Below are 13522 nucleotides of genomic sequence, written 5' to 3' on the forward strand. Positions count from 1 at the left end.
GCACGGGGCCGCCTCAGGCGCTCGCGGGTTCGTCCGGCAGGGTGAACCGGAACCGCGCGCCGCCTCCGGGAACGCCTTCGCCGGTGATTGTGCCGCCGTGGCGCTCGATGATGCGCTTCACCGAAGCCAGGCCGATGCCCTCGCCGGCGAACTCGTCGGCGGCATGCAGGCGCTGGAACGGACGGAACAGCTTGCCGGCATAGGCCTGGTCGAAGCCGATGCCGTTGTCCGAGACCTCGAACCACTCTTCCCCGCCCTGCTCGACCCGCCGGAAGCCGATCCGCGCGGGGCTGGTGTCGCGGGTGAACTTCCAGGCGTTGCCGAGCAGATTGCCCAGGAGGTTGCGCACCAGGGTGCTGTCCCCCGACGCCACCATGCCCGGCTCGATCGCGAGCTCCACCTGGCGCGCGGGTTCGCCCTGCGCCAGCTCGCCGACGATGTCGTGGGCCATGGCTGACAGGTCCAGCGGCTCGCGCCTGAGCTCGCTGCGCGAGACCCGGCTCATCTTCAGCAGCGCGTCGATCAGCTCGCTCATGCGCAGCGTGGCCGCGCGCACCCGCGCCACGTAGCCGCGGCCGACGTCGTCGAAGGCGTCGGCGTGGCGCTCGGCGGCCATGCGACTGAACCCGTCGATCGCGCGCAGCGGCGCGCGGAGGTCGTGGGAAATCGTGTAGGCGAAGGATTCCAGCTCTTCGTTGGCGCGCGTCAGTTCTCGGGTACGCAGCGCGACACGCGTCTCCAGGGTGCGGTTCAGCGCCCGCACCTGGGCCTCGGCACGCAGGCGGTCGGTGATGTCCTCCACCTGGACCAGGCTTGCCAGGTCCTGGCCCTGCTCGCCCGGCACCTGGGCATAGGTCAGGTGCACGTGGCGGATGTCGCCGTCATCGCGGTGGAGGTCGCGGGTCACCCGGTAGACGCTGCCCGAGGCGGCCCGCCCACGCGCCTCTGCGGCGTTGTCGCCGCCGGTGAACAGGCTCCCGAACACGCGCCCCATCAGCTCTTCCGGCGACGTGCGCACGACGTCGGCCAAGGCGAGGTTGGCATCGATGATCCGGCCGTCGCGGTCGAGCAGGGCCTTGCCGATGGCCGAGAACCGGATCGCGCTGCGGAAGCGGAGTTCGCTGCGGCGATAGGAATCGCTCATCCGCGCCGCGATGTCCTGGGCACGCGACTGGGTGCGCGCCAGGATCATGGCCAGCGCGAACAACAGCAGCGAGGCGAGCACCCCCAGGGCGATCGTCCCGGCCGGGCCAAGCAGGCCACCGCCGCCGCCTGTCCGCGCCTGGTGGAAGTCGAGGCGCCAGCGGCGGCCATACACCTGCTCGACCAGGCTGTGCCGCACGCCATCGGCGTCGGCATCGGGGAACGCCGCGGAGTCGAGCGGGAACACCGGCAGGTCGTCGGCTTCGGCATCGTCCTCGCCGATGTCGACGATGCGCACAGACAGCCCACCGCCACCGGCCGGCAGCGCGGAGGCGACGAACGGATCGATGCTGAAGGGTGCGCAGACCCAGCCCGACAGCGCGGCCGGCCGTGCCGCCGGGTTCGCGGGCACGATGCCCGAACGGTAGACCGGCGCGTAGATCACGAGGCCCGACCCGGCACCCTCCTGCATCATGGGCAGTGGCGCCGTGATCCGCGCGGCCGCACTGCTCCGCGCGGCTTCCATCGCGACCGCCTGCACCGGCTCGGTCAGCATGTCGAAGCCGACGACATCGGCGTTGGCCATGGTCTGCGGTTCAAGCAGGATGATGGGACCGTACTCGGCGCGCGCGCCCGCGGGATCCACGCGAAACAACTGGCGCGATGTCGCGCGCTGTTCGAGCTGGAAATCCTGCAGCTCTGCCGGGGACATGGCCGCGGCGTAGCAGAGCCCCAGCATTGCCGGGAACCGCTGCGACAGGTCGAGGCCGTCGGTGTAGTTGCGCCATTGGCGTTCGTTCGGGCGCTGGATCGCGGCCAGCAGGGACACACCGCCGCGGGTGACCAGCTCATAGGTCAGCAGCTGCTGGCGGAGGCGCGCCACGACCTGGTCGGCCTCGGCGGAGAGCCGCGCTTCGGACATCGCGCGCTCCCGGGTGCCGGCACCGGTCGCGTAGATCGCGACCAGGGTCAGCGCGGCCACCAGCACCAGCACGGCAAGCACGTATCCCTGGCGGGCCGGGAGGGGTTCGCCGGGGGGCGTGTCGTCTGGCATGGCCATGGGCGACGAGCATACCGCTTGATGGCCGGATGCCGTTCAGCGCGGTGACCGGCCCTGCTGAACGCGCGGTGCGGCTGGTGTACGTGCTCACTTGCGGTCGCGGCCGCCGTCCCTATACTTGGTCTTGTCACGCGCGTTCACTGCCACCCGGCAGGCGCCAGGTTTCCCGGAACACGGGGGTGCACTGGCTTCGACGGGGGTCGCGAAATCGCCTGGTGCATGCCGAGGGGGCGGCTTTCCTCGTTAATCCAGCAGCAAACTTCTAGTTGCCAACGACGACAACTACGCTCTCGCCGCTTAAGGCGTAAGCCCCGAACCCACTTGTTCCCGTGCTCGTGGATGTAGGGTCATCATCACGGGAATCCAGCCGCGGCGGCCGCCTGTCTGCCGCGGTTGAACTCACAGGCTGGTTTCCTGGTGCGCTTCGCACGCCGTGCTGTCAGGGAACGAGATCCAACGGCGGGCTAAGCATGTAGGACCGGGGATGGAGTGCCTTCGGACGGCGGTTCGATTCCGCCCACCTCCACCACCGCAAGACCAGGAAGCCCGCAGCGATGCGGGCTTTCTGCCGTCTGCAGGGCGGCACCGCTCCCCGCCAGCGCCGATTGCGGCATCCTAGGCACATGCCGCACGCCGCGTCCCCTCCCCTCGAACCCGTCACCACAACCGGTAGCGTCCTGCGCCCCGTCGAACGCTGGCGGGACGGCGCCCGGCAGCTGCTGGACGACCACATTGCCGAAGAAGTGCCCGTGGCCTTCGTCTACAACGACGAACCCTTCGCCGTGATGATGGCCACGCCGGCGGACCTGTCCGACTTCGCCACCGGGTTCGCGCTCAGCGAGGGCATCGTCGAAGCCGCGGGGGACGTGACGATCGAGCGCATCGAGGAGTTCATCGAGGGCATCGAGATCCGCCTGCGCATCCCGGCCGCGCGCGCCGACGCACTGGCCCTGCGCCGGCGGAGCATGGGCGGGCGCAGCGGCTGCGGCGTCTGCGGCAGCGAACTGCTGGAAGCCGCGCTGCGCTATCCGGCGCCGGTCGCGATTGAACCGGTGGTCGACACCGGCGCGCTGCGCCGCGCACTGCGCGGCCTGCGCGCCGCGCAGGCGATCAATGCGCGCACCGGCGCCGTCCATGCCGCCGGCTGGGCGTCGCTGGACGGCACGCTGCTGCTCGCCCGCGAGGACGTGGGCAGGCACAACGCACTGGACAAGCTGATCGGGGCCATGCAGGCCGCGGGGCGGGATCCGGCCGCCGGCTTCCTGGTGGTCACCAGCCGCGCCAGCTACGAAATGGCGATGAAGGCGGCCAGCGCGGGCATCGCGCTGATGGCGGCGATATCGGCCCCGACCGCGCTGGCGATCTCGCTGGCGGACCGCGCCAACCTCACCCTGGTGGGATTCGCACGCGACGACGGTCACGCGGTGTACACGCACGGGCGGCGCCTGGTCGCCGGATCCGCGGGCGATGCGGTCGGGCACGGCGACGCGCGCGACCACGGGGACGACGCCACATGAGCGACAAGGGCACGATCCGGACCTACGACGGGCCGGCCGGCGGCTGGGACGCGCTGAAGAGCGTGGCCCGGCAGCTGGTGAAGGAAGACGTGGGCGTCGGCGGCGCCCGCACCCTGCTGCGCACCAACCAGCCCGACGGCTTCGACTGCCCCGGCTGCGCCTGGCCCGACCGCGACCACGCCTCCACCTTCGAGTTCTGCGAGAACGGCGCCAAGGCCGTCGCCGCGGAGGCCACGCGGCACCGTGCCGGCCCGGAGCTCTTCGCACGCCACAGCGTCGCGCAGCTGGCCGGGTACAGCGATCATTGGCTCGAAAGCCAGGGCCGGCTGACCACGCCGATGCGCTACGACGCGACCAGCGACCACTACGTACCGATCGGCTGGGACGAGGCCTTCGCGCTGATCGCGCGGCACCTCAACGCCCTGCCCTCGCCCGACGAGGCGGTCTTCTACACCTCGGGACGGACCTCCAACGAGGCCGCGTTCCTGTACCAGCTGTTCGTGCGCGAGTTCGGCACCAACAACTTCCCCGACTGCTCGAACATGTGCCACGAATCGTCCGGCACGGCGCTCAACAGGCAGATCGGCGTCGGCAAGGGCACGGTGTCGCTGCAGGATTTCGAGCAGGCCGACTGCATCCTGGTGTTCGGCCAGAATCCCGGCACCAACCATCCGCGCATGCTCGGCGAGCTGCGCGACGCCGCCAGTCGCGGCTGCAGGATCGTTGCGTTCAATCCGCTGCGCGAGCGCGGCCTGGAGCGCTTCGCCGACCCCAAGGACACGCTGGAAATGGCGCGCGGCGGATCGACGAGGATCGCGTCCGACTACTTCCAGCTGAAGATCGGCGGCGACCTGGCGGCGCTCAAGGGCATGGCCAGGCACGTGCTCGAGCGCAATGCGGAGGCGATCGCCAGGGATGGGGTGCCGCTGCTCGACGAAGCCTTCATCGCCGCGCACACCGTGGATTTCGATGCCTTCGCGGCCGACGTGCTGGCTGAATCCTGGGACACGATCACCGCCGAGTCCGGCCTGGACGAGGCCCAGCTGCGCCAGGCCGGCGAGATCTACCTGCAGTCGGACCGCGTCATCGCCTGCTGGGGCATGGGCATCACCCAGCACCGGCACTCGGTGGCGACCATCCACATGATCGCCAACCTGATGCTGCTGCGCGGCAACATCGGCCGTCCCGGCGCCGGCCTATGCCCCGTGCGCGGGCACAGCAACGTGCAGGGCGACCGCACGATGATGATCTGGGAGAAGCCGCCGGCGGACTTCCTTGACCGCCTGCGGGACGTCTTCGGCTTCGAACCTCCGCGCGGGGCCGGCCATGACACCGTGGGTGCGATCGAGGCGATGGTCGATGGCCGCGCGAAGGTGTTCTTCGCCATGGGCGGCAATTTCGCCCTCGCCACGCCCGACACCGAAGCCACGGCGCGCGGCCTGCGCGGCTGCGCGCTTACCGTCAACGTCACCACCAAGCTCAACCGCAGCCACCTCGTCCACGGCCGGGAGGCACTGATCCTGCCCTGCCTGGGTCGCACCGAGATCGACATGCAGGCCTCGGGGCCGCAGGGCGTGACGGTCGAGGACTCCATGAGCATGGTGCACCTGTCGGCCGGCATCCATGCGCCGGCCTCGGACACGCTGCCGTCGGAGCCGGCGATCGTGGCGCACCTGGCGCAGGCCACCCTGGGCGCGCGTTCGAAGGTCCGCTGGGCCTGGCTGGTCGAGGATTACGACCGCATCCGCGACCTCATCGCGCGGGTGTTCGATGATTTCCACGATTTCAACGCGCGCGTGCGCGTCCCGGGGGGCTTTCGCCTCTCCAACGGCGCGCGCGACCGCAGCTGGGCGACCATCGGGGGCAAGGCGCGTTTCATCACCGCCGCCGTGCCCGTTGACGGCCCCATCCACCGCGCCCGCCGCGAGCGCGGCACGCAACCGGTATTCACCCTGACCACCATCCGCTCGCACGACCAGTACAACACCACGGTGTACGGGCTGGACGACCGCTATCGCGGCGTGTTCGGCGAACGCCGCGTGCTGTTCGCCCACGCCGCCGACATCGCTGCGCTGGGCCTGGCGGCGGGCGACCGCGTCGACCTCGAAAGCCTGGGCGACGACGGCACGCGGCGCTGGGCCAGGTACTTCCAGCTGGTCGAGTACGACATTCCGCGCGGCTGCCTGGCAGCCTACTACCCGGAGACCAATCCGCTGGTGCCGCTGTCAAGCTTCGCCGTCGGATCCCGCACGCCGACCTCCAAATCCGTGCCGGTGGTCGTGACCGCGCACCAGCCCGGCGCCGGCATGCCGCGCCAGCGCGACATCCACGCCGCCCTTGCCGACTGAGCCCGCGCCGGCGGTCGACGCCGCCCTGCTGCACGCGCTGCTGGCCGAACTGGCGGCGCATCCCGGGGGCCTGTCCACGGCGCGGCTGTGCAAGCGCCTGGGCCTGCGCATGAGCCTGCTGCTGCGCGCGCTGGCCTGGATGGGCGAAGGCAGCATCGGCGGCGTACCGGGGCCGGGCTGGGTCGCCACGCGCCGGGATGGTGCACGCGTGATGGTGGTGCTTACCGGGACCGGGCGACGGCTGCTGGATTCACTCGCCCCGTAGACGCGCGGGCGCCCGGCGCACCGCCCTGTGCGATGCTGTCCGCCCCCTCGAACCGGCCCGAACGCCTTGCCGCGATGAACCGCGACGCCACCGCATCCAACGCCGCCGCGCGGTCCGGGCCGGACGTGCTCGTGGTCGACGACGACCTCGAGATCGCCGCGCTGATCGAACGCTACCTGGGCCGGCACGGCTTTCAGGTCCGCACCGCGCACAGCGGCGCGGCGATGCACGAGGCGCTTGCACGTGGCGCCCCCGACGTCGTCCTGCTCGACCTCGGCCTGCCCGACGCCGACGGCCTGTCGCTGTTGCAGCACCTGCGCACGCACTGGCAGGGTCCGGTGATCGTGGTCAGCGGCCGTGGCGAAGCGGTCGAGCGCGTGGTCGGGCTGGAGCTGGGCGCCGACGACTACGTCGCCAAGCCCTTCGATTTCCGCGAGCTGCTGGCGCGCATCCGCTCGGTGCTGCGCCGCGCGGCGCCGCTGGAGCCACCGGCGGTGACCGCGCCACCGCGCCGCCTGGCCTTCGCCCACCTCGTCATCGACCTCGGTGCCAGGAGGCTGCACGATGCCGACGGCAGCGAGATCCCGCTGACCACCGGCGAGTTCGACCTCTTGCGTGCCCTGCTCGAACGGCCCAACGAGGTCCGCAGCCGCGACGAACTCATGAACGCCCTGCATGGCCGCGAGGCCGGGCCCTTCGATCGCGCGATCGACGTCGGCATCGCCCGCCTCCGGCGCCGGGTCGAACTCGACCCCGCGACCCCCGGACTGATCCGGTCGGTGCGCGGGATGGGCTACCTGCTCGCGGCGGACGTGCAGCCGGCATGAGTGGCGGCCCGCTTCCGCCCCTCGGCATCCCCGGACTGTTCGAAGCGGTGCCCGACGCCCTGGTCGTGATCGGGGCGGATGGCCGCATCATCCACGCAAATGCCCACACCGAGGCCCTGTTCGGGCACGCCCGCGGCAGCCTGGAGGGTCGCGAGATCGAGGACCTGGTGCCGGCCGGGGCGCGCGTGCGCCATCGCGCCTACCGCGACCGCTACATGGAGCAGCCGCACGTGCGCCCGATGGGCGCGAGCGGACAAACGCTGGTCGGCCTGCGCAGCGACGGCAGCGAGTTCCCCATCGAGATCGCCCTCAGCCCGCTGCAGTCGCCGCAGGGTCCGCGCTACCTGGCATCGGTCCGCGACATTTCCGGTACCCAGCGCGTGCGCCAGGCGCTGGCGCGCGCGCGCCACGACGCGATCGCGGCGCGCATTGGCCAGCTGGCGCTGGAAACCAGTGCCGAGCAGGAGCTTCTGGAGATGCTGCCGCCGCTGCTGGCCGAAGCCCTGGGTGCGGAATCGGTGGCGGTCATCGCGACCGTGCACGAATCGCAGCGGGCCGAAGTGCGCGCGGCGGCGGGGCCGGCCTGGCAGGTCGGCAGCACGCCGCCCCGGCCGTTCGCGGGCCAGCACCGCGAAGCGTGGACCATCGACGACATCGCCGCGGACCCGTCCGCGGCCGCGCTGTTCCCGCTGCCGCTGCCGCGCTCGGGCAGCGCGGTGATGGTGCCCGTGCTGGAGCGCCACCAGGTCTTCGGCGCCCTGCTCGCCACCGCGCGCGATCCGCTGCGCTTCGACCACGACGCACGCCACCTGCTGCAGTCGACCGCGGCCACCCTCTCCGCCTTCGTACGCCAGCGGCGCGCCGAGGAGCAGCTCGCCCACGCGCACCGGCTGGACGCGGTGGGCCAGCTGACCGGCGGCATCGCGCACGACTTCAACAACCTGCTGACGGTGATGTCGGGCAGCCTGCAGCTGCTCGAGGAGGAGGTCGACACGGAGCCCGGCCGCGAGCTTCTGGCCAGCGCCCTGCGCTCGGTGGGCCGCGGCGCCGAACTCACCGCCAAGCTCCTCGCCTTCGCCCGCCGCCAGCGGCTGCTGCCGCGCGAGGTCGACGTGCCGGCGCTGCTGCGGGACGTCGAGCGCGTGCTGGGCCGCACGCTGGGCGATGACGTGCGCCTGCGCGTGGACGTCGCCGACGGCCTGTCCACCGCCTACGTCGATGCCGGCCAGCTCGAGGCTGCGCTGCTGAACCTGGTGCTCAACGCCCGCGACGCGCTGCTCCACGGCGGCTCGATCGTGGTCGCCGCCGGCGAGGAGCAGGTCGCCGCCTCCCGCGCCGGGCTCGCACCCGGCCGCTACCTGCGCGTGAGCGTGCGCGACGACGGCCGCGGCATGTCGCCCCACGTGCTGGCGCGGGCGATGGAACCCTTCTTCACCACCAAGCGTGGAGAACGCGGCAATGGCCTGGGCCTGAGCATGGTGTACGGCTTCGCGCGCCAGAGCGGCGGCGACCTCGAGATCGACAGCAGCCCGGGCGCCGGTACGGAGGCCCGGCTCTACCTGCCGGTGGCCGATGGGTCCGGCACTGCGCCATCGGCCACCGCCGGTGCAGCCGCCGTGGCGGCGGCCACGTCCGGCCGTGGCCAGCGGATCCTGGTGGTCGAGGACGATGCCGCGGTGCGGTCGATCACCGTCGCGTTCCTGCGCGACGCGGGCTACGCCGTGGACGCGGTGCAGGACGCGGAGCAGGCGCTCGCGCGCCTGGCCTCCGACGCCGGCGTCGCACTGTTGTTCACCGACGTGACCCTGGGCCCGGGCATGGACGGCAAGGCGCTGGCACGCCGCGCTCGCGAGCTGCACCCGGGGCTTCCCGTGCTGCTGACATCGGGCGACGAAAAGCACGTCGCCGATGCGGAGGGCACGTCCGGGCTGCAGCTGCTGCGCAAGCCCTGGCGGCGCGAGGACCTGGTCGACGCGGTGCGCGGCGAACTCGCACCGCGGGCGTGATCCGGTGCCCCGGCGCGCGTCCGAGCCTGGCGCCGGCCGTCAGGGCCAGCGGTCGCCGTCGCCCGCGAGCACCTCGCGCAGGCCCGCTTCGTCGATGATGCGGATGCGGCGGCCGCTGACCTCGATCATCCCGCGCGACTGCAGGCGCGACAGCGCCCGGGTCACGGTTTCAAGCGTCAGCGCCAGGAAGTTGCCGAGTTCGGCGCGGGTCATGCGCAGCAGCAACAGCTCCTGGTCAAGCCCCATGGTCGCGAAGCGCGCCGACAGGTCCAGCAGGAAGGCGACCACGCGCTGGTCGGCGCCAAGCGTGCCCAGCGCCAGCATCCAGCGCCAGTCACGGCGGATCTCGCCGGCGAGCATCGCGGTCACCCGGACCTGGATGTCGGGCAGCATGTCCTGCAGGTTCGCGCAGGGCAGCTCCCAGACCTCGGCCGCGTCCAGCGCGACCGCGTCGCAGGCGTGCGCAGGCATGTCGACGGCGTCGAGCCCAAGCAGGTCGCCACGCATGCGGAAGCCGGTGATCTTCTCGCGCCCGTCCTCGCTCAGCACGCTGGTCTTGAAGCAGCCAGAGCGGACGTAGAAGAGGGAGGCGCGCGGCTGCCCCGCGTGGAACAGCGCCTGGCGCGGCTCCAGGCGATGCACGCGCGGCGGCCAGCGCAACAGGAGCGATTCCAGCGCCGGCGCGGCGTGCTGGCGCCGGTCGTCCGCCCAGTTGCCGGCGCTCGCGGCGCGGTCGGGGACGTGGCTGGTCAGCGCGTTCTGGAACATGGTGCGACTCCGGATCTCCTGCGATGCCCCACTCTATTCAGCCGTGTCCTGCGTACGGGCAGCCCCCGGTAACGGTTGGTAACGGAATGTAACGGGGCGCCTGCGGCACGTGACCTTCCGGCGTGGCGACCCGTGCCGTCTTGCGTCAAGCTGCGTCGCGACGCCCACCGGAGAGACCCATGCAACGCCGCGACTTCCTCGTCCTTGCAGGAACCACCACCCTCGCGCTCGCACTGCCCGGCGGGCGGGCCATCGCCGCCGCCGAACTCGCGTCCACGCTGGATCCCGCGCTCAAGCGCGCCCTGGCCGACGTCGCGCTGCAGGCCGCGCGCGACGCAGGTGCGAGCTACTGCGACGTGCGCATCGGTCGTTATCTCAGGCAGTCGTTGTCCACGCGCGAGTCGCGGGTGCAGAACGTGGTCAACAGCGAGTCCACCGGCGTTGGCATCCGCGTGCTTGCCAACGGCGCCTGGGGCTTCGCCGCGACCAACGCGCTGCGTCCCGATGCCGTGGCCCGGGCCACCCGGCAGGCGACGGCGATCGCGCGCGCCAACGCCGGCATCCAGGACAGTCCCGTCCGACTTGCGGCCGCACCCGCCCTGGGGGAGCGCAGCTGGCGCACGCCGCTGCGGCGCAACGGCATGGAGGTGCCGGTGCAGGAGAAGATCGAGCTGCTGCTGGGCGTCAATGCCGCGGCCATGGCCGCAGGTGCGGACTTCGTCGAATCCAACCTGTTCCTGGTCAACGAGCAGAAGTACTTCGCTTCCACCGACGGCAGCTACGTCGACCAGGACATCCACCGGATCTGGGCGCCGTTCACGGTTACCGCGGTGGACAAGGCCAGCGGCCGCTTCCGCACCCGCCACGGACTGGGCGCACCGGTCGGCATGGGCTACGAGTACCTCGACGGCGATGCCTCGGGCAAGCTGCAGCTGCCGGGCGGCGTGGTCCAGTACCGCGACTCCTACGACATGCGCGAGGACGCGGTGGCCGCGGCCGGCCAGGCGCGCGAGAAGCTGCGCGCGCCCTCGGTGAAGCCGGGCCGCTACGACCTGGTGCTGGACCCATCCAACCTGTTCCTGACCATCCACGAGTCTGTCGGCCACCCGCTGGAGCTGGACCGCGTGCTCGGCTACGAAGCCAACTACGCCGGCACCAGCTTCGCCACCGTCGACAAGCGCGACGCGGGTTTCCGCTTCGGCAGCGAGCGGGTGAACTTCATCGCCGAACGCACCACCCCCGGCACGCTCGGAGCCGTGGGCTACGACGACGAGGGCGTGCCCGCCAAACGCTGGGACCTGGTGCGCGACGGCGTCCTGGTCGATTACCAGGCCACCCGCGACCAGGCGCACATCCTGGGCAAGGACGAATCCGACGGCTGCTGCTATGCCGACTCCTGGGCGAGCGTGCAGTTCCAGCGCATGCCCAACGTGTCGCTCGAGGCCGGGCGCGACGGGCTGTCGGTGGCGGACATGGTCAAGGACGTGGAGAACGGCATCTACATCCACGGCCGCGGCTCGTACTCGATCGACCAGCAGCGCTACAACGCCCAGTTCGGCGGCCAGCTGTATTACGCGATCAAGGACGGGGCGATCACCGGCATGGTCGAGGACGTCGCCTACCAGATCCGCACGCCCGAGTTCTGGAACGCATGCAGCGCGATCTGCGACGCCCGCGACTTCAGGCACGGCGGCTCGTTCTTCGATGGAAAGGGACAGCCGTCACAGGTGTCGGCGGTGTCGCATGGCTCCAGCACGACGCGCTTCGACGGCGTGAACATCATCAACACCGCACGCAACCTGGGTTGAGCGCGGTAACCGTGCCATTAGTTCATTGACCCCCCGCTGCGGACACCGCAAGAATCGGCGGGTCCCGTGGCTGCGCACGCGTGCGCACCTTCCGGAACTTCCAATCCATGCGCACACACCGGGGAGCCAGCCTTGGACAGACGTGATTTCCTGACTTTCAGCAGCATCGGCCTGGGCGGCCTGATGGTGCCCTCGCTGTTCACCCGGGCAATCGCCGCGGAGGACCTCGCCACCTCCATCGACGTCGTGCGCAAGAAGGCGCTCGCCGACGCCGCGCTGTCGGCGGCGCGCGAGTCCGGCGCAACTTACGCCGACGTCCGCATCGGCCGCTACCTGCGCCAGTTCGTGGTCACCCGCGAGGACAAGGTGCAGAACGTGGTCAACACCGAATCCACCGGCGTCGGCGTGCGCGTGATCGCCGGCGGTGCCTGGGGCTTCGCGGCCACCAACGACCTGAGCGCCGACGGCGTGGCCGGCGCCGCGCGCCAGGCCGCCGCGATCGCCCACGCCAACGCGAAGATCCAGACCGCGCCGGTGCAGTTCGCCGCCGCGCCAGGCTACGGCGAAGTCTCCTGGCGCACGCCCATCCGCCGCAATGCCATGGACGTGCCGGTCAAGGACAAGGTCGAGCTGCTGCTGTCGGTCAATGCCGCGGCCACGAACGCCGGGGCCGACTTCGTCAATTCCACCCTGTTCGCGGTCAACGAGCAGAAGTACTTCGCCTCCACCGACGGCTCCTACATCGACCAGGACGTGCACCGCATCTGGGCGCCGATGAACGTCACCGCGATCGACAAGTCCAGCGGCAAGTTCCGCTCGCGCTCGGGGCTGTCCTCGCCGATGGGCCTGGGCTACGAATACTTCGATGGCGACCCCTCGCAGAAGTACGTCTCGCCCAACGGCGTGGTCAACTACGGCCATTCCTACGACATGGTCGAGGATGCCGTGGCCGCGGCGAAGCAGGCGCGCGAGAAGCTGTCAGCGCCGACCGTGAAGCCCGGCCGCTACGACCTGGTGCTCGATCCCTCGCACACCTGGCTGACGATCCACGAATCGGTCGGTCATCCGCTGGAGCTCGACCGCGTGCTCGGCTACGAGGCCAACTACGCCGGCACCAGCTTCGCCACCCTCGACAAGCGCGAGGAAGGCTTCCGCTACGGCAGCGACGAAGTCACGATCTTCGCCGACAAGACCCAGCCTGGCAGCCTGGGCGCCGTGGCCTATGACGACGAAGGCGTGAAGTGCAAGCGCTGGGACCTGATCCGCGACGGCATCCTGGTCGACTACCAGACCATCCGCGACCAGGCCCACATCGTCGGCAAGACCGAGTCCGACGGCTGCTGCTATGCCGACTCCTGGTCGACCGTGCAGTTCCAGCGCATGGCCAATGTCTCGCTGGCGCCGGGCAAGCAGACGCTCTCGGTCGCGGACATGGTCAAGGACGTCGAGGACGGCATCTACATCGTCGGCGACGGCTCGTTCTCGATCGACCAGCAGCGCTACAACGCCCAGTTCGGCGGCCAGCTGTTCTACGAGATCAAGGACGGTGCCATCACCGGCATGGTCGAAGACGTGGCCTACCAGATCCGCACGCCGGAGTTCTGGAACGCCTGCGTCGCGGTCTGCGACGAGTCCGACTACCGCCTCGGCGGCTCGTTCTTCGACGGCAAGGGCCAGCCCTCGCAGGTGTCGGCGGTCTCGCACGGCTCCAGCACCGCGCGCTTCAACGGCATCAACGTCATCAACACCGCCCGAAACCTCGGCTGACCGGACACAGGAA

At 70.9% G+C, this 13522-nt stretch carries 9 protein-coding genes and 1 other RNA gene; 8 read left to right on the plus strand and 2 right to left on the minus strand.

What is annotated here, in order from left to right; genetic code table 11:
* Nucleotides 1-13: 13 nt before the first annotated feature.
* On the minus strand, nt 14-2203 hold the full coding sequence (locus WCE39_RS05465) for a CHASE domain-containing protein (RefSeq protein ID WP_343275675.1): 2190 nt from the start codon (nt 2201-2203) through the stop codon (nt 14-16).
* Nucleotides 2204-2378: 175 nt separating this feature from the next.
* On the opposite strand from WCE39_RS05465, the gene ssrA reads away from it, so the two are divergent.
* From ssrA to WCE39_RS05495, 6 genes are all read left to right on the plus strand, one after another.
* Nucleotides 2379-2732, plus strand: a transfer-messenger RNA (tmRNA) gene (gene ssrA, locus WCE39_RS05470).
* Between the two features lie 94 nt (nt 2733-2826).
* Complete coding sequence (gene fdhD, locus WCE39_RS05475) at nt 2827-3720, plus strand: formate dehydrogenase accessory sulfurtransferase FdhD (RefSeq protein WP_343275676.1); 894 nt, start codon at nt 2827-2829, stop codon at nt 3718-3720.
* Nucleotides 3717-6068, plus strand: coding sequence for an FdhF/YdeP family oxidoreductase (locus WCE39_RS05480; RefSeq protein WP_343275677.1), 2352 nt, complete (start codon nt 3717-3719; stop codon nt 6066-6068). Before fdhD ends, WCE39_RS05480 begins: the two co-directional genes overlap by 4 nt.
* Nucleotides 6058-6333 (plus strand): hypothetical protein, encoded by a 276-nt coding sequence (locus WCE39_RS05485; RefSeq protein WP_343275678.1) that lies wholly within the window; start codon nt 6058-6060, stop codon nt 6331-6333. Before WCE39_RS05480 ends, WCE39_RS05485 begins: the two co-directional genes overlap by 11 nt.
* Nucleotides 6334-6365: 32 nt before the next feature.
* Complete coding sequence (locus tag WCE39_RS05490) at nt 6366-7160, plus strand: response regulator (RefSeq protein WP_343275679.1); 795 nt, start codon at nt 6366-6368, stop codon at nt 7158-7160.
* Entirely contained in the window at nt 7157-9166 is a 2010-nt protein-coding gene (locus WCE39_RS05495; RefSeq protein WP_343275680.1) for an ATP-binding protein, read from the plus strand. The genes WCE39_RS05490 and WCE39_RS05495 overlap by 4 nt, the downstream gene beginning before the upstream one ends.
* A 39-nt stretch (nt 9167-9205) precedes the next feature.
* Here the strand turns inward: WCE39_RS05495 and WCE39_RS05500 are convergent, their stop codons facing one another.
* The gene (locus WCE39_RS05500) at nt 9206-9934 is read right to left on the minus strand and encodes a helix-turn-helix domain-containing protein (protein ID WP_343275681.1); all 729 of its coding nucleotides are present in this window, start codon (nt 9932-9934) and stop codon (nt 9206-9208) included.
* A gap of 179 nt (nt 9935-10113) precedes the next feature.
* On the opposite strand from WCE39_RS05500, the gene WCE39_RS05505 reads away from it, so the two are divergent.
* Nucleotides 10114-11742 carry a TldD/PmbA family protein gene (locus WCE39_RS05505; protein WP_343275682.1) on the plus strand — a complete coding sequence of 543 codons (1629 nt, stop codon included), beginning with the start codon at nt 10114-10116 and terminating at the stop codon, nt 11740-11742.
* A 132-nt stretch (nt 11743-11874) separates the two neighbouring features.
* The gene (locus WCE39_RS05510; protein ID WP_343275683.1) at nt 11875-13509 is read left to right on the plus strand and encodes a TldD/PmbA family protein; all 1635 of its coding nucleotides are present in this window, start codon (nt 11875-11877) and stop codon (nt 13507-13509) included.
* Nucleotides 13510-13522 lie beyond the last annotated feature (13 nt).

The organism is Luteimonas yanweni (assembly GCF_039548475.1).
GTDB lineage: Bacteria > Pseudomonadota > Gammaproteobacteria > Xanthomonadales > Xanthomonadaceae > Luteimonas.

Bases quoted from the DNA above. Each gene is read 5' to 3' on its own strand.
- WCE39_RS05505 (WP_343275682.1), top strand. From the start codon at position 10,114: ATGCAACGCCGCGACTTCCTCGTCCTTGCAGGAACCACCACCCTCGCG.
- WCE39_RS05495 (WP_343275680.1), top strand. From the start codon at position 7,157: ATGAGTGGCGGCCCGCTTCCGCCCCTCGGCATCCCCGGACTGTTCGAA.
- WCE39_RS05500 (WP_343275681.1), bottom strand. From the start codon at position 9,934: ATGTTCCAGAACGCGCTGACCAGCCACGTCCCCGACCGCGCCGCGAGC.
- WCE39_RS05490 (WP_343275679.1), top strand. From the start codon at position 6,366: ATGCTGTCCGCCCCCTCGAACCGGCCCGAACGCCTTGCCGCGATGAAC.
- WCE39_RS05480 (WP_343275677.1), top strand. From the start codon at position 3,717: ATGAGCGACAAGGGCACGATCCGGACCTACGACGGGCCGGCCGGCGGC.
- fdhD (WP_343275676.1), top strand. From the start codon at position 2,827: ATGCCGCACGCCGCGTCCCCTCCCCTCGAACCCGTCACCACAACCGGT.
- WCE39_RS05465 (WP_343275675.1), bottom strand. From the start codon at position 2,203: ATGGCCATGCCAGACGACACGCCCCCCGGCGAACCCCTCCCGGCCCGC.